11 protein-coding genes are annotated in these 16,555 nt (G+C 73.6%); 6 read left to right on the top strand and 5 right to left on the bottom strand.

Features of this window, described 5'->3' with window-relative positions; all coding sequences use genetic code 11:
- Positions 1-39: 39 nt before the first annotated feature.
- On the top strand, positions 40-408 hold the full coding sequence (locus OOK31_RS10370; protein ID WP_323188201.1) for a thioredoxin domain-containing protein: 369 nt from the start codon (positions 40-42) through the stop codon (positions 406-408).
- Here the strand turns inward: OOK31_RS10370 and glgB are convergent.
- The 4 genes from glgB to OOK31_RS10350 form a co-directional block, all read right to left on the bottom strand.
- On the bottom strand, positions 398-2,677 hold the full coding sequence (gene glgB / locus OOK31_RS10365) for a 1,4-alpha-glucan branching enzyme (protein WP_267012139.1): 2,280 nt from the start codon (positions 2,675-2,677) through the stop codon (positions 398-400). The genes OOK31_RS10370 and glgB overlap by 11 nt on opposite strands.
- Positions 2,674-4,107 (bottom strand): phosphotransferase, encoded by a 1,434-nt coding sequence (locus tag OOK31_RS10360; protein WP_267012138.1) that lies wholly within the window; start codon positions 4,105-4,107, stop codon positions 2,674-2,676. Before OOK31_RS10360 ends, glgB begins: the two co-directional genes overlap by 4 nt.
- A 157-nt stretch (positions 4,108-4,264) precedes the next feature.
- Entirely contained in the window at positions 4,265-5,971 is a 1,707-nt protein-coding gene (treS, locus tag OOK31_RS10355) for a maltose alpha-D-glucosyltransferase (RefSeq protein WP_267012137.1), read from the bottom strand.
- On the bottom strand, positions 5,968-7,962 hold the full coding sequence (locus OOK31_RS10350; RefSeq protein ID WP_267012136.1) for an alpha-1,4-glucan--maltose-1-phosphate maltosyltransferase: 1,995 nt from the start codon (positions 7,960-7,962) through the stop codon (positions 5,968-5,970). Before OOK31_RS10350 ends, treS begins: the two co-directional genes overlap by 4 nt.
- 334 nt (positions 7,963-8,296) lie before the next feature.
- Here OOK31_RS10350 and OOK31_RS10345 point away from each other — a divergent pair, with 334 nt between their 5' ends.
- The 3 genes from OOK31_RS10345 to glgP all read left to right on the top strand — a co-directional run bounded on the left by OOK31_RS10345 (position 8,297) and on the right by glgP (position 12,789).
- Positions 8,297-8,878: a GNAT family N-acetyltransferase gene (locus OOK31_RS10345; protein WP_267012135.1), complete on the top strand. Its 582-nt coding sequence runs from the start codon at positions 8,297-8,299 to the stop codon at positions 8,876-8,878.
- 273 nt (positions 8,879-9,151) lie between these two features.
- Positions 9,152-9,979 (top strand): hypothetical protein, encoded by an 828-nt coding sequence (locus tag OOK31_RS10340; protein WP_267012134.1) that lies wholly within the window; start codon positions 9,152-9,154, stop codon positions 9,977-9,979.
- A gap of 173 nt (positions 9,980-10,152) precedes the next feature.
- Positions 10,153-12,789, top strand: coding sequence for an alpha-glucan family phosphorylase (gene glgP / locus OOK31_RS10335; RefSeq protein WP_267012133.1), 2,637 nt, complete (start codon positions 10,153-10,155; stop codon positions 12,787-12,789).
- A gap of 10 nt (positions 12,790-12,799) precedes the next feature.
- Here glgP and OOK31_RS10330 read toward each other — a convergent pair whose 3' ends face one another.
- On the bottom strand, positions 12,800-13,804 hold the full coding sequence (locus tag OOK31_RS10330; protein WP_267012132.1) for an Lrp/AsnC family transcriptional regulator: 1,005 nt from the start codon (positions 13,802-13,804) through the stop codon (positions 12,800-12,802).
- A gap of 149 nt (positions 13,805-13,953) precedes the next feature.
- On the opposite strand from OOK31_RS10330, the gene OOK31_RS10325 reads away from it, so the two are divergent.
- Both OOK31_RS10325 and OOK31_RS10320 read left to right on the top strand, forming a co-directional pair.
- A complete protein-coding gene (locus tag OOK31_RS10325) occupies positions 13,954-15,477 on the top strand; it encodes an MFS transporter (RefSeq protein WP_267012131.1) in 1,524 nt (507 codons plus the stop codon).
- 179 nt (positions 15,478-15,656) lie between these two features.
- A complete protein-coding gene (locus OOK31_RS10320) occupies positions 15,657-16,235 on the top strand; it encodes a hypothetical protein (protein WP_267012130.1) in 579 nt (192 codons plus the stop codon).
- Positions 16,236-16,555: the final 320 nt, after the last annotated feature.

Raw genomic sequence — 16,555 nt, 5'->3', positions numbered from 1 at the left:
ACACCGCACACCACACACCGCACACGAGAGGGGAACGACATGCTGCGCGCACACGGCGTGACCGAGGTGACCGACGAGGACTTCACCGCCCAGGTGCTCCAGGAACGCGGCCGGCCCGTCCTGGTGGAGTTCACCGCCGACTGGTGCGGCCCCTGCCGCCAGCTGGCCCCCGTGCTCTCCGCCGTCGCCGCCGAGGAGGCCGGCCGGCTCAAGGTCGTCCAGATCGACGTCGACCGCAACCCCGCCACCGCCGCCCGCCACGCGGTCCTGGCCGCCCCCACCCTGTTCCTCTACAAGGACGGCGAACCCGTCCTCCAGCTGCGCGGCGCCCGCGCCAAGCGCAAGCTGCTCCAGGAGCTGGAGGAGCACCTGGAGCAGCCCGCGGAGCGGCGGCCGGCTAGGGCCTGAGCCAGACCGTAGCCATCGGCGGGAGCGTCATCCGCAGGCTCGCCGCCCGCCCCTGCGCCGGCACCGGCTCGGGCAGCAGCGGCCGGGCGTGGTGGACGCCGCTCCCGCCGTACGCCTCCAGGTCCGTGTTGAGGACCTCTCGCCACGACGGCACCTCCTCCGGCACCCCGATCCGGTAGCCGTGCCGCACCACCGGCGAGAAGTTCGACACGCACAGCAGCTGCGAACCGTCCTGCGCGTACCGCAGGAACGCGAAGACGTTGTCCTCGGCGGCGTCCGCCTCCACCCACGCGAAGCCCTCCGGCACGCTGTCGCGCTCCCACAGCGCCGGGGCCGCCGCGTACGCGTGGTTCAGGTCGCGCACGAGGTCGCGCACGCCCCGGTGGTCACCGGCCGCCGGGTAGGAGGAGTCCAGCAGCCACCAGTCCGGCCCGTAGCTCTCCGACCACTCCGAGCCCTGCGCGAACTCCTGCCCCATGAACAGCAGTTGCTTGCCCGGATGCGCCCACATGAAGCCCAGGTACGCGCGGTGCGTGGCCCGCTGCTGCCACCAGTCGCCGGGCATCTTCGACACCAGCGAGCGCTTGCCGTGCACCACCTCGTCGTGCGAGATCGGCAGCACGTAGTTCTCGCTGAAGGCGTACACCATCCCGAAGGTCATGTCGTGGTGGTGGTACTTGCGGTGCACCGGCTCCTTCGACACGTAGCGCAGGGTGTCGTGCATCCAGCCCATGTTCCACTTCAGGCCGAAGCCCAGACCGCCCGCGTCCGTCGGCCGGGTCACCCCCTCCCAGGCCGTGGACTCCTCCGCGATCGTCACCACGCCCGGGCAGCGCCGGTAGACGGTGGCGTTCATCTCCTGGAGCAGCGCCACCGCGTCCAGGTCCTCCCGGCCGCCGTGCGCGTTCGGCGACCAGTCGCCCTCGCTCCGCGAATAGTCCAGGTACAGCATCGAGGCCACCGCGTCCACGCGCAGCCCGTCCACATGGAACTCCTGGCACCAGTACACGGCGTTGGCGACGAGGAAGTTGCGGACCTCCTTGCGCCCGTAGTCGAACTCCAGCGTCCCCCAGTCCGGGTGCGCGGCCCGGCGCGGGTCCTGGTGCTCGTACAGCGGCCGCCCGTCGAACTCCGCGAGCGCCCACGCGTCGCGCGGGAAGTGCGCGGGCACCCAGTCGACGATCACCCCGATGCCCGCCCGGTGCAGCGCGTCCACCAGCAGCCGGAAGTCGTCCGGCGGGCCCATCCGAGAGGTCGGCGCGTAGAAGCCGGTGACCTGGTAGCCCCACGAGCCGCCGAAGGGGTGCTCGGCGACCGGCATCAGCTCCACGTGCGTGAAGCCCAGCTCCTTCACGTACGCCGGCAGCTGCTCCGCGAGCTGCCGGTAGCTGAGCCCCGGCCGCCAGGACGCCAGGTGCACCTCGTACACCGACATCGGGGCCTGGTGCGGGGCGCGGGCTCCGCGCGTGGCCATCCACTCCGCGTCCTGCCACACGTACCGGGCCCGGGTCACCACCGAGGCGGTCGCCGGCGGGACCTCCGCGTACCGGGCCATCGGGTCGGCGCGCAGGGTGTGGCTGCCGTCGGGGCGGGTGATGTCGTACTTGTACAGCGTGCCTTCGCCCACCCCGGGCAGGAACAGCTCCCACACCCCGGTCGAGCCCAGCGAGCGCATCGGGTACGCCACCGAGTCCCAGTACGAGAAGTCCCCGGTGACCCGCACCCCCTGGGCGTTCGGCGCCCACACCGTGAAGCGGGTGCCCGCCACCCCCTGGTGCTCCATCGGCTCCGAGCCGAGCGCCGTCCACAGCTCCTCGTGCCGGCCCTCGCCGATCAGGTGCAGGTCCAGCTCACCGACGGCCGGCAGGAACCGGTACGGGTCGTGGACCTCCACCTCGTCGCTCTCGTACGCCACCAGCAGCCGGTAGTCCGGCACCCCGGTCAGCGGCAGCAGCCCGGAGAACAGCCCGTCCCCCTCGTCGAGCAGCTCGGCCCGCAGCCCCTTCGCGACGATCGTGACGGCCTTCGCGTACGGGCGCAGCACCCGGAAGGCCACCCCGCCGCGCTGTGTACGGGCGCCCAGCACCCCGTGCGGATCGTGGTGGCGGCCCTCCAGCAGCCGGGCCCGTTCCTCCGCGCCCAGCGCCGGCGCCGGCCGCACCCCGTGGGGCGGCGGGGTGCCGCGCCGGGCCCGGGGGGTACGGGGCTTCGCGGGCTCGGGTGCGGCCTTGTCGCGGACGGTCGGTGACGGCTGTCGTGCGGCGCTCACGCGAGCGGCCTCCTCGGGGGCTTCGGGTGGGGGGTGCTGCCGGGGGTCGGCGGGGGCATGCGGTGGGCGGGGCGCTGCGGCTCCGACAGGCGGCGGATCGCCGCCATCGGGACGTGCAGCCAGTCGGGGCGGTGCCGGGACTCGTAGCGGGCCTCGTACACGGCCTTGTCGGTCTCGTATGCGCGCAGCAGCACCGGGTCCTCGCGCGGGTCGCGGCCGGTGGTGCGGGCGTAGCCCTCGCAGAACGCCGACCGGCAGGCGTCCGCCCAGGCGGGGGCGAACGGCCGGTGCGAGCGGGCCGCGTAGTCGAAGGAGCGCAGTATCCCGGCGATGTCCCGCACCGCCGGTTCGGGCCGGCGCCGGTCGGCGAGCGGCCGGGCGGGTTCGCCCTCGAAGTCGATCAGCGCCCAGCTGCCGTCGGCGGTGCGCAGGGTCTGCCCCAGGTGCAGGTCGCCGTGGATGCGCTGGGCGGGGACCCCGGCGCCCCGGGAGGCGGCGAGGGCGTCGAAGGCGCCGCGCAGGCCGGCCTCGTACGGCTGGAGCGCGGGCACCTCGCGGGCGGTGGCGGCGAGGCGGGCGGTCATCCCGGCGGCGAGCCGGGCCGTCTGCTCGGGGCCCAGCGCCAGGGTGGGCAGGGCGTCGGCGAGGGCGCTGTGCACCTCGGCGGTGGCCCGGCCCAGCGCGTGCGCCTCGGCGGTGAAGTCGGCGCCCGCCCCGAGGCGGCGCAGGGCCAGCTGCCAGCCGTCGTCGGAGCCGCGCAGGTAGGGCTGGAGGACGCCCAGGGTCAACGGTTCTCCTCCGGCGAGCTCCGCCTCGTACCAGGCGACCGGGGCGGGTACCCGCGCGCATCCGGCGGCGGCCAGGGCCCGGGGCAGCTCCAGGTCCGGGTTGACCCCCGGGCCGACCCGGCGGAACACCTTCAGGATGTACGAATCCCCGTAGATCAGCGAGGAGTTGGTCTGTTCCCCGGACAGCGGCCGGGGAGTCAGCCCGGCCGGGACCGCGGCCTGCGGGTCCCGGTCGAAGCGGAGCGGTCCCAGGGTGCCGGGGGAGCGCAGGCGTTCCAGCAGGATCGCGGCGAGCCGGGGATCGCCCAGCGCCTCGTACACCGCCCGGCCCGCGAAGGGGCCGGCCTCGGCGTGCCCGATCAGGGCGGGCGCGAGGGCGGGCGGCAGGGGGGAGGGGCGGATGCCCAGCAGCAGTTGGTAGCAGTCCCCGTCCACGTCGAGCAGCAGGTGCAGCAGCCCGGGGGTGGAACCGGGCGGCAGCAGCTCGGCCGCCGAAACGGTTCTCAGCCTGCTGATGGCGCGGCCCTTGCCCGCGAACCAGCGCTGCGCGGGCAGCCAGGCCCGCAGCATCGGCTCCAGGGGGCCGAGCCCGGCGGCCCGGTCGGCCGTCAGCCGGCTCCGGGCGGATGCAGCCTCCGACATGGCGTCGCGTCCTTTCCCCGGGCCGTCACAGAATGCGCAGAGTGTCCCGGATGTGCGGCAGTTGCTTCTCCGGTATGTGCGAGTGTCGGGTCAGGATGATCCGTACAGGGGCGGGCCGTTGACCCATTCGTGTGGTGCCCGCCCCGTACTCGCCCCGTCAGTCGGTGCGCTGGTCGCTCCGCAGGCGGAACCAGTAGAAGCCGTGGCCCGCCAGGGTCAGCAGGTACGGCCACTCGCCGATCGGGGGGAAGCGCACGTCGCCCGTGAGCTCCACCGGGACCCGCCCGTTGAACGACCTCAGATCCAGCTCGGTGGGCTGCGCGAAGCGGGAGAAGTTGTGCACGCACAGCACCAGGTCGTCCCCGAACTCGCGCAGGAACGCGAGCACCGCCGGGTTGGAGGAGGGCAGTTCGGTGTAGGAGCCGAGTCCGAAGGCGGGGTTCGCCTTGCGGATCTCGATCAGCCTGCGGGTCCAGTGCAGCAGTGAGGAGGGCGACGCCATGGCCGCCTCGACATTGGTGACCTGGTACCCGTAGACCGGGTCCATGATGACCGGCAGGTTCAGCCTGCCCGGATCGCAGGAGGAGAAACCGGCGTTGCGGTCCGGGGTCCACTGCATCGGGGTGCGCACGCCGTCGCGGTCACCGAGCCAGATGTTGTCGCCCATGCCGATCTCGTCGCCGTAGTAGAGCACTGGCGAGCCGGGCAGCGACAGCAGCAGGGCCGTGAACAGCTCCATCTGGTTGCGGTCGTTGTCCAGGAGCGAGGCGAGCCGGCGCCGGATGCCGATGTTGGCCCGCATCCGCGGGTCCTTGGCGTACTCGGCGTACATGTAGTCGCGCTCTTCGTCCGTGACCATCTCGAGGGTCAGCTCGTCGTGGTTGCGCAGGAAGATGCCCCACTGGCAGCGGTCCGGGATCGCCGGGGTCTTGGCCAGGATTTCGGAGACGGGGTAGCGGGACTCTCTTCGCACCGCCATGAAGATGCGCGGCATGACGGGGAAGTGGAAGGCCATGTGGCATTCGTCCCCGCCCTTCGCGTAGTCCCCGAAGTAGTCGACGACGTCCTCCGGCCACTGGTTGGCCTCGGCGAGCAGCACGGTGTCCGGGTAGTGCGCGTCGATCTCGGCGCGGACCCGCTTGAGGAGCTGGTGGGTGCGCGGGAGGTTCTCGCAGTTGGTGCCCTCCTCGGCGTACAGGTAGGGCACGGCGTCGAGGCGGAAGCCGTCGATGCCGAGGTCCAGCCAGAAGCGCAGTGCGGAGACGATCTCCTCGACCACGGCCGGGTTCTCGTAGTTCAGGTCCGGCTGGTGCGAGAAGAACCGGTGCCAGTAGTACTGCTTGCGTACGGGGTCGTACGTCCAGTTCGAGGTCTCGGTGTCGACGAAGATGATGCGGGCGTCCTGGTACTGCTTGTCGTTGTCTGCCCACATGTAGTAGTCGCCGTACGGCCCGTCGGGGTCCTTGCGGGACTGCTGGAACCACTCGTGCTGGTCGCTGGTGTGGTTCATGACGAAGTCGATGATCACCCGCATGCCGCGGGTGTGCGCGGAGTCCACGAACTCCACGAAGTCGGCGAGGTCGCCGAACTCGGGGAGCACCGAGGTGTAGTCGGAGACGTCGTAGCCCCCGTCGCGCAGGGGTGAGGCGAAGAACGGCGGCAGCCACAGGCAGTCGACGCCGAGCCACTGGAGGTAGTCCAGCTTGGCGGTGAGCCCCTTGAGGTCTCCCACGCCGTCGCCGTTGCTGTCGTGGAAGGAGCGGACGAGCACCTCGTAGAAGACCGCCCGCTTGAACCAGTCGGGATCGCGGTCCTTGGCGGGGGTGTCCTCGAACGTGTCGTGGACGGGATCGTTGATCATCATGTGGTGGGTGACCCTCCGGTGGGCGGGGACGGTCGCAGAGCGGCCAGTACGTGCGCGGGCGTACGGCCCGGTTCCAGGCGCACGTAGTTCGCTCTGCCCCAGTGATAGGTCTCGCCGGTGAGCTCGTCGCGCACCGCGAGGGACCCGTGCCAGTCGAGGCCGAGTACCGGCATGTCCAACGAGACCGTCGCCTCCTGGGTGTGGTGCGGATCGAGGTTGACGACCACCAGTACGGAATTGGCTCCCGCGTGCTTCGAATAGGCGATCACCTGCTCGTTGTCGGTCGGGTGGAAGTGGATGTCGCGCAGCTGCTGGAGGGCCGGGTTGCGCCGGCGCAGCCGGTTCAGGGAGGTGATCAGCGGGGCGATGGAGCGGCCCTCGCGCTCGGCGGCCGCCCAGTCGCGCGGCCGCAGCTCGTACTTCTCGGAGTTCAGGTACTCCTCGCTGCCCTCGCGGACCGGCTCGTTCTCGCAGAGCTCGTAGCCGGCGTAGACCCCCCAGGTGGGGGAGAGGGTGGCGGCGAGGACCGCCCGGACCTCGAAGGCGGGACGCCCGCCGTGCTGGAGGTACTCGTGGAGGATGTCGGGCGTGTTCACGAAGAAGTTCGGCCGCATGACGGAGGCCGAGCGGTCGCCGGACAGCTCGGTGAGGTACTCCGTCAGCTCCGCCTTGGTGTTGCGCCAGGTGAAGTAGGTGTACGACTGCTGGAAACCGATCGCGGCGAGCGCGCGCATCATGGCGGGGCGGGTGAAGGCCTCGGCCAGGAAGATCACGTCGGGGTCGGACTTGTTGATGTCCGCGATCACCTTCTGCCAGAAGACGACCGGCTTGGTGTGCGGATTGTCGACGCGGAAGATCCGGACCCCGTGGTCCATCCAGTGCCGCAGGACCCGGCAGGTCTCCTCGACGATGCCCGCCATGTCGGCGTCGAAGTGGACCGGGAAGATGTCCTGGTACTTCTTCGGCGGATTCTCCGCGTACGCGATCGTGCCGTCGGCGCGGTGGCGGAACCACTCCGGGTGCTTCTCCACCCAGGGGTGGTCCGGGGAGCACTGGAGGGCGAAGTCCAGCGCGATCTCCATGCGCAGCTCGCGGGCGCGCGCGACGAAGGCGTCGAAGTCCTCCATGGTGCCCAGCTCGGGGTGGACGGCGTCGTGGCCGCCCTCCGTCGAGCCGATGGCCCACGGCACTCCCGGGTCCCAACTTCCGGCCGAAAGCGTGTTGTTGGGGCCCTTGCGGAAGGTGGAGCCGATGGGGTGGATGGGTGGCAGGTACACGACGTCGAAGCCCATGGCGGCGATGGCCGGCAGCCGCTGCGCGGCGGTGCGGAAGGTACCGCTGACGGGAGCCGAGCCGGACTCCAGCACCGCTCCCTCGGACCGGGGGAACATCTCGTACCAGGAACCGAAGAGGGCCCGCTTGCGCTCGACGAGGAGCGGCAGTGGCTTGGCGGCGGTGACCAGCTCCCGGTACGGGCGCCGCGCGAGCGCCGCGTCCACGGCGGGGGCGAGCGCGGCCGCGTACCGCTGCGCGACCGGCCGGTCCTCGTCGCGCATCGCGTCGGCGGCGGCCAGTACGGCCTCGCGGCCGTCGCGCTTGGGGACCTTGGCGGCGGCGCGCTCGTAGAGCTCGGCGCCTTCGAGGAGGGTGAGGCCGGTGTCGAGGTCCGCCGGGATCTTGACGGCGGCGTGGGCCCGCCAGGTGGCGACGGGATCGCTCCACGCCTCGACGGTGTACGTCCACCTCCCCTCGGTCTCGGCGGACACCCGGGCCCCCCACCGGTCGGTGCCGGGGGCGAGCTCGCGGAGCGGGACGGGCGGGCGCAGCCGCCCGCTGGGGTCCCGCAGGACGACATGGGCGGCCACGGCGTCGTGGCCCTCACGGAACACGGTGGCGGAGATCTCGAACACCTCGTCCACCACCGCCTTGGCGGGTCTGGCGCCGCAGTCGACGGCGGGGCGGACGTCCAGCACGGGAATGCGACCGATCATGATGGGATCACCTGGGGGCAGTTCGCAGGGCTCGGTGACAACAAGCCAGCCGGGATGGCGGCTGGTAGTGCACGCTCTGTTCGCTCTGTTTCTAGCCGCTCGGAAGACGGCTGGCCTGCGGGCATGGCCGCTCCTGTCCGCGTTCACTCGGGTGGCGGGGAAAGGTTGGGGGCGGGTGCGCCGTGCGTGTACCGCGCGTACCCGCAGAGCCCTTCCCACTCTCACCCCGCCCAATCCGTGCTGTTGGTTAACTACTCGTACGTAGTGGCACGCGGATCGCCAAGGCCCGGATCGACATCCGCCGAGGCTCCGTCAAGTCGGCGAGGACTGACCCATGTACAGCGAAATACCCCCTGCCCCACCCGCCCCAGGAGCCCCGCAGCCGGTGCTCCCGCTGCCCTGCGCGATGGTGCTGCGGCCCTGGCGGGAGGCGGACGCGGAGGTGCTCGTCACCGCGTACGAGGACCCGGACATCCGGCACTGGAACCGGCCCGAGCCCGAGACCCGGGAGTCGGCGGTGGCCCGGATCGGACGCTGGGGCACGCGGTGGCAGACCGGGGAGGCGGCGGTCTGGGCGCTGGCGGACCCGGACGGCGCGGCCGTGGGCCTGATCGGGCTCGGCGACATCGATCTGCGCGGCGGCAGCGCCGAGTTCCTCTACTGGCTGCTGCCCGAAGGCCGGGGCCGCGGCGCGATGGAACAGGCCGTGACGGCCGTCTCCGGCTGGGCCTTCGCCACCGCGGGCCTGCACCGGCTGCGGATCTGCCACTCGGTGGCGAACCCGGCCTCCTGCGCCGTCGCGGTGAAGGCCGGCTTCCCCCTGGAGGGCACCATGCGCGGTGCGCTCCTCCATGCGGACGGCTTCCACGACGAACACCTGCACGCCCGGCTGTCGACGGACGCGCCCGTGCCGTGACGCCGGCCGCTGGCAGCCGTTAGCGTGCGGGTCCGTTGCCGGGGGCCAGCCCCCGGACCCCCGCGCCTCAAACGCCGGCGGGGCTCATAGATCCGGCCCCGCCTGGATTGATCCAGCCTCGCCGGCGTTTGAGGCGCGGGGTCTGGGGCGGAGCCCCAGGGAACGGTGGAAGGGCGGGTAGGGGACCCCGCCCCGCGCAGCGGGCCGAAGCCCTGGAGGCCCGCCAGGGCCGAGGGGTGCGAGGACCGCGTCAAAAAGAGGAAAATGCGGGGCATGGGTCTGACGCAGCAGCTGGAGAGCCCCGACCCCCGGGACCGGGAGGCCGCCGCCCGGCAGGCGGGTTCCGTGGTCTGGGATCCGGACACGGAGACGGCACTCGCCGCCGCGCTCACCCGCGCCGCCTGCGCGGAGGAGGACCCGGCCGCGCTCGCCGCGCAGCTGGAGGCGCTCCCGGCCGTCGAAGCCGCCCTGTCCGACGCCGACCTGGAACGGCTCTGCCGGCTGCGCGAACCCCCGGACGTCCTGGGCCGGCTCCTCGCCCGCGCCGGCCGCCTCCAGATCGCCGCCCCGGCCCGGCCCAGCGGCGCCGCGACCCTGACCGAGGTGCGGTGCCTGCGCGGCGCCCCCCGCACCGGCCAGGGGCTGCGCACCCCCGACGGGGCCTGGGTGGTGCTGGAGCGCATCGAGTTCCAGGGCCGGGCCGTGAGCCGCGTCGACACCGGCCGCACCGCGCGGGTCCTGCTGTCCGGCCCCGGCGCGCGCGGCCTGGGGGAGTGGGACCGTCTCGACGCCGACCCCCGCGCGCGGGAGTACGTACGCATGCTGCGCGCGCCCGACCCCCGGACGCGGGACCTCGCCGCCGCCCAGGCCTGCGACTGGCCCGGCTCCTGGGACCCGGAGACCGGCCGGCTGCTCTGCGCCGCCCTGGCCCGGGCCGCCCGCGCCGAGACGGACCCCGCCGCCCTGGAGTCCGAGCTGAACGCCCTCCTCCAGCTCGGCGCCTTCCTCGCACCCCCGGCCCTCGCCCTGCTGCGCACCCTGGACCGCACCGCCCTGCCCCCGCTGCTGCGCCCCTACCTGGACGACCTGCTGCTCCGTTGAGCCGGGCGTTTTGCAGTTCCTGTCCGCACACGCCCCGTTGCCCCGGCCCGCGGGCTCCGGGAAGGGCGCCATGGCCGGGCGGGGGGTTCGGCGCTAGCCTTCCGGGGGCGATGCGCGGGTGCACAGCGTGGTGCGGCCGCTCCTGTCCGTCATCCCCTGCGAAGGTGGAACACGTGAAGGCTATCCGTCGATTCACCGTGCGCCCCGTCCTCCCGGAACCCCTGATGCCGCTCGCCGAGCTCGCGCGCAACCTGCGCTGGTCGTGGCATACGGAAACCCGCGAACTCTTCCAATCCGTCGACCCCGAGGGCTGGCAGGCCGCCGGCGGTGACCCCGTCCGGCTGCTCGGCGCCGTGCCCGCCGCCCGGCTCGGCGAACTCGCCGCCGACCGGCGCTTCCTGCGGCGCCTCGCCGTCGCCGTCGCCGACCTCGACGACTACGTCCACGGCGGGAGGTGGTACCAGAGCAACGAGAACGCCGCGGAGCTCCCCTCCGCCATCGCCTACTTCTCCCCCGAGTTCGGCATCACCGCCGCCCTGCCCCAGTACTCGGGCGGGCTCGGGATCCTCGCCGGGGACCACCTCAAGGCCGCCAGCGACCTCGGCGTCCCCGTCATCGGCGTCGGTCTGCTCTACCGGCACGGCTACTTCCGCCAGTCGCTGTCCCGCGACGGCTGGCAGCAGGAGCACTACCCCGTCCTCGACCCCCACGAGCTGCCCCTCGCGATGCTCCGCCAGGAGGACGGCGCCCCCGCCAAGGTCGCCCTCACCCTCCCCGGCGGACGCTTCCTGCACGCACAGGTCTGGCAGGCCCGCGTCGGGCGGGTGCCGCTGCTGCTCCTCGACTCCGACGTCGAGGACAACGACGCCGGCGCCCGCGAGGTGACCGACCGCCTCTACGGCGGCGGCAGCGACCACCGCCTCCTCCAGGAGATGCTCCTCGGCATCGGCGGGGTCCGGGCCGTCCGCGCGTACTGCCGGATCACCGGACACCCCGCCCCCGAGGTCTTCCACACCAACGAGGGCCACGCCGGGTTCCTGGGCCTGGAACGCATAAGGGAACTGGACGGGGAGCAGGGCCTGGGCTTCGACGCCGCCGTCGAAGCCGTCCGCGCCGGCACCGTGTTCACCACGCACACCCCCGTACCCGCCGGCATCGACCGCTTCGAGCGCGCGCTCGTCGCCCGGCACTTCGGCGAGGGCGGCGAACTGCCCGGCGTGCCCGTCGAACGGATCCTGGAACTCGGCGCCGAGAGCTACCCCGGCGGCGATCCCGGGGTGTTCAACATGGCGGTGATGGGCCTGCGCCTCGCCCAGCGCGCCAACGGCGTCTCCACCCTCCACGGGGCCGTCAGCCGGGGCATGTTCGCCGGGCTCTGGCCGGGCTTCGATGCGGCCGACGTGCCCATCGCGTCCGTCACCAACGGCGTGCACGCCCCGACCTGGGTGGCCCCCGAGGTCATCCGGCTCGGCGCCCGCCAGATCGGCGCGGGCCGCACCGAGGACGCCCTCGCCGTCGGCGGGTCCGCGCGCTGGGACGCCGTCGCGCAGATCGCCGACCAGGACGTGTGGGACGTACGCCGGGTCCTGCGCGAGCAGCTGGTCCAGGAGGTACGGGACCGGCTGCGCGCCTCCTGGAAGCAGCGCGGGGCCGCCGACGCCGAACTGGGCTGGGTGGACTCCGTGCTCGACCCGGACGTGCTGACCATCGGCTTCGCCCGCCGGGTCCCCTCCTACAAGCGGCTCACCCTGATGCTCCGCGACCCCGAGCGGCTGCGCCGGCTGCTGCTGGACCCCGACCGGCCCGTGCAGATCGTCGTCGCGGGCAAGGCGCACCCGGCCGACGACGGCGGCAAGCGGCTCGTCCAGGAACTGGTGCGCTTCTCCGACGACCCGCGCGTGCGCCACCGCATCGTCTTCCTGCCCGACTACGGCATGGCCATGGCGCAGAAGCTCTACCCCGGCTGCGACGTCTGGCTGAACAACCCGCTCCGCCCGCTGGAGGCCTGCGGGACCAGCGGAATGAAGGCCGCCCTCAACGGCTGCCTCAACCTGTCGGTGCTGGACGGCTGGTGGGACGAGTGGTTCGAGCCCGACTTCGGCTGGGCCATCCCCACCGCCGACGGGCTCGGCACCGACGAGGACCGGCGCGACGACCTGGAGGCGAACGCCCTCTACGAGCTGATCGAGGGCCGGGTCGCGCCCCGCTTCTACGACCGGGCCGGGCGGGCCGGACTGCCCGTGCGGTGGATCGAGATGGTCCGCCGCACCCTGGTGTCCCTGGGGCCGAAGGTGCTCGCGGGCCGGATGGTACGGGAGTACGTGGAGCGGCTCTACACCCCCGCCGCGCTCTCCCACCGGGCCCTGGACCCCGCCGCCGCCCGGGACCTCGCCTGGTGGAAGGGCCGGGTCCGCGCGGCCTGGCCGCGGGTGGCCGTCGAGCACGTGGAGGCCGTCGCCGCGGCGCCCGTCGGCGGCACCGCCGAACTGGGGGCCACCCTCACGCTGCGGGTACGGGTGGCGCTCGACTCGCTCGCGCCCGAGGACGTGGAGGTGCAGGCCGTCGCCGGCCGGGTCGACGGGCAGGACGTGATCCGGGACGGGCGGAGCTTCCCGCTCAAGCCCGCCGCCGGACCCGACCTGGAGGGCCGCTGGGTGTACGAGGGCCCGCTCGCCCTCGACCGGACGGGGCCCTTCGGCTACACCGTACGGGTCCTGCCCGCGCACCCGCTGCTGGCGACCCCGGCCGAACTGGGGCTGGTCGCCGGACCGCTGGACACCGACGCGCTGGGCGGCGTACTGCTGCGCTGACCGCGCCGCGTCAGGGGGCGGGCGGCGGATCCACCAGCCGCCCGTCCTCGACCAGCATCCCGGCCCGCTTGACGCTGCGCAGGGTCGGGATCACCTCCACCTGGCCCACGCCGTCCACCGCGCCGATCCGCTCGGTCAGGTAGGTGTACAGCGCGTCGGTGTCCCGGCACACCACCACCGCCATCAAGGACGCCGCCCCCGTCACGGCCGCCGCGAAGGCCACCTCGCGGTGGCCCGCCAGCGCGGCCCCCACCTCGGCCAGCCGGGCCGGCGGCACGCTCAGCACCAGCGTCGCCTCCGCCTCGTAGCCGAAGAGCGAGGGGACGAACTCCACGTCGAAGAAGACCGCCCCGAGCTCGCGCAGCCGGTCCAGCCTGCGCCGGGCCGTGGACTCCGACAGGCCGGTGGCGCGCGCCAGCTCCGGGTACCCGGCGCGGCCGTCCCGGCCCAGCACCGCGAGCAGCGCGAGCTCCGCGTCGTCCATCACGTACCGCTCGGGACCCGCCTTGACGGGCGGCCGCTGCAGGGCCGCGATCTGGTCGGGGCGCAGCAGGTCCGTCCCGGCCCACGCGTCGGGCCCGCCGAAGAACTTCCGCAGGATGGTGTGGGCGCAGACGCCCGTCACCCGGCGGGTGCGCGGCAGCTTCTCCAGCAGCAGGGTGTCCCGGTCCCTGCGGGTGCGGGCCCGGGTCATGCAGTGGATCTCCGTACCGCCCGAGTTCAGGGTCACCCACGCGATGTCCGGGCGGCGGGCGAGCGCCTCGGCCACCGGGAGCGCCGCGTCGGGGACGCAGCTCACCCGCAGCCAGGACTCGAAGAGCCCGACGCGGCTGCCCAGCGGCAGCCCCACGACCCGGACCAGGCCGGCCGTCCGCAGCCGCCGGTAGCGGCGCACCACGGTCTGGTCGGAGACCTCCAGCACCTCCGCGATCCGGCTGAAGGCGGCCCGGCCGTCGATCACGAGGGCCTGGACCAAGGACCGGTCGAGGTCGTCCAGTTCCATGTCGTCGTTCATGGATTCCATCATCCCAGGGGCCGTGACGGCAGGAATCCGGCAGGAGGGGACCGCTGGGTGGGGCAGACGGGCGGGGCCTGGGAACTTTGGGGACGCCGGGGCCGTGCCGAGCCCGGACCCCGCCCCTTCCCGATCCGAGGAGAACTCCCATGCGCAAATGGCTGCCGCTGACGGCCGTGTGCCTCGGAGCCTTCATGCTCCTGGTCGACGTCACGATCGTGACCGTCGCCCTCCCCGACATGGCCGCCGACATGCGTACGGGCTTCGCCGGCCTCCAATGGGTGATGGACGTCTACGCCCTCGCCCTCGCCGCCCTCCTCCTCGGCGCGGGCTCCCTCGCCGACCGGATCGGCCGCCGCCGCGTCTACCTCGGCGGACTCGCCGTCTTCGCCGCCGCCTCCCTGGCCTGCGGCCTCGCCACCGGCCCCGGTGCGCTGATCGCCTTCCGCGCCGTCCAGGGCATCGGCGGCGCCGCCATGTTCGCCACCACCATGGCCCTGCTCAGCGGCGCCTACCAGGGCCGCGACCGCGGGATCGCCTTCGGCGTCTGGGGCGCCGTCAACGGCGCCGCCGCCGCGGCCGGCCCGATCGTCGGCGGGCTGCTGACCGAGAGCTTCGGCTGGCGCTGGATCTTCTTCATCAACCTGCCCGTCTGCGCCCTGGCCGTCCTCGTCACCCTCAAGGCGGTCGCCGAGTCCCGCAACCCGCACGCCACGGGCCTGGACCTGCCCGGCATGGCCGCCTTCACCACGGGCGCCGGCGCCCTCACCTACGGGCTGATCCGGGTCGGCGAGAACGGCTGGACCTCGCCCGCCACCCTCGGCCTGCTCGCCCTCGCCGCGGCCGCCTTCGCCGTCTTCGTCCTCGTCGAACTGCGCAGCTCCCGGCCGATGCTGGACCTGGCCCTGTTCCGCAGTCCGTCCTTCGTCGCCGTCATGGTGGGCGGGCTCCTCCTGTCGGGGGCGGCCTTCTCCTACCTGATGTACGTCTCCCTGTGGCTCCAGTCCGCCGAGGGGATGGGGCCGGTGGCGGCCGGTCTGGTGCTGCTGCCGCTGAGCCTGGCCGGGTTCGTCGTCGCGGCGCTGGCCGGGCGGTTCCTGCACCAGGTGTCCGCGCGGGTCAGCATCGGCGGCGGGCTGCTGCTGATCGGGGCCGGGGCGCTGCTCCAGGCCTGGATGCTGGACGCGGGGGACGGCTGGGCCGCGCTGGTGCCGGGGCTGGCGCTGACCGGCGTCGGCGTCGGGATGGCGACCCCGCAGCTGGCCGCCACCGCGATGGCCGCCGTGGCCCCCGCCCGGGCCGGGATGGCGGGCGGCGCCCTCAACACCGCCCGGCAGATGGGCAACGCGCTGGGCATCGCGGTCCTGGGCGCGCTGTTCCACACCGGACTCGCCGGCGCGCTGGCCGGGCAGCCGAGCGGCACCGCCGACGTCCTGGCCTCCGGCGGGGCGGGACGGCTGCTGGCGGACGCCCCGGCCGCGCGGGAGTGGGTGGAGGCGGCCTTCGCGAGCGGGCTGCGGGACACCTTCCTGGCCTCGGGGGCGATGGGGCTGGCGGGCGCCCTCGCGGTGGCGCTGCTGATCCGCCGCCCGGCGGGCGGGCCCGCGGGCCGGGTCCCGGGCCCGGCGGGAGCACCCGAGGGGGTCCCGGCCGGGGAACGCTCCTCCGTGTGAGGCGCCCTGGCGGCCGTACGCCCGTACGGGGCGGCGGATGGCTCAGGTCGCGCTCCAGGAGGGTGAACCTTCGAACAGCTGAGCATGCCGCACCGCTTCAGCCGGGGGGTCCGCTCCTACGCTGCCTCGCGGATGCCCACCGGAACGGGCCTCCACGGACCGAGAGAAACGGACCCTTCATGCGACCTCGCACCACCGCTGCCGCGCTGCTGGCCTCGCTCGCCCTCGTCCTGCCCACCGCCGGCCAGTCCCTGGCCGTCGGACACGACCGCGACCACGACACCCTGGGCGAACTGCACTACCGGTTCACCGACAGCGACCAGAACGTACGCCACGGGACCATCGAGCCCTCCGACAACGACACCTGCTACCAGCTGACCGGCACCCGTCACCACCCGGCCTTCGCCGTGGAGAACGACACCGACTCGCTGGCGCTGCTCTTCGAGGGCACCAACTGCGGTGGTCAGCCCGAGGAGATCCTCGAGCCCGGTGACCGGGCGCGGAACCTGGAGGTCCGCTCGGTCTTCTTCAAGCCCTCCGACGAGCACCACGGCCGCCACGACGGCCGCCACGACTCCGACGACGGCCGCAACGACTCCGACGATGGCCGCCACGACTCCGACGACGACGACCGCTTCGACTACGGCGACGGGGACCGCAACCGCCCCCGCCACGCCGTGAACCAGCAGCAGGCGCCCCAGGCGCAGGCCGGCAGGGCGCAGGACCTCTTCAACCGCGTCTTCCACCCGATCGGCTGACACCCCGTCGCCCGTGAGGGCCCGGCACCCCACGGGGCGCCGGGCCCTCACGCGTTCACAGGACCTAGCCCCCCGCCGCTCCCGCCGCCAGCCACTCCACCACGTCCGCCGCCGTGTAGGGCGCGCCGTCGGGCGAGAGCCGGGGCAGGAACGGAGGAGCGGGAAGGCGGCCAGGGCGCGGCGGGCGTGGCCGCCCGGGTCGCCGGTCTGGAGCACCCGGGCCAGGACCACGTCCAGCGCGGTTGCGGAGACCACGCCGAGCTGGCCGGTGCGGGACACGGCCCGCGCGAGGCGCCAGCCGGAGACGCCGACGCCCGTGC

The organism is Streptomyces sp. NBC_00249 (assembly GCF_026342355.1).
Taxonomy (GTDB): domain Bacteria; phylum Actinomycetota; class Actinomycetes; order Streptomycetales; family Streptomycetaceae; genus Streptomyces.
The sequence above is the reverse complement of the archived record's forward strand: the minus strand, read 5'-3'. Positions and strand labels throughout refer to the sequence as shown.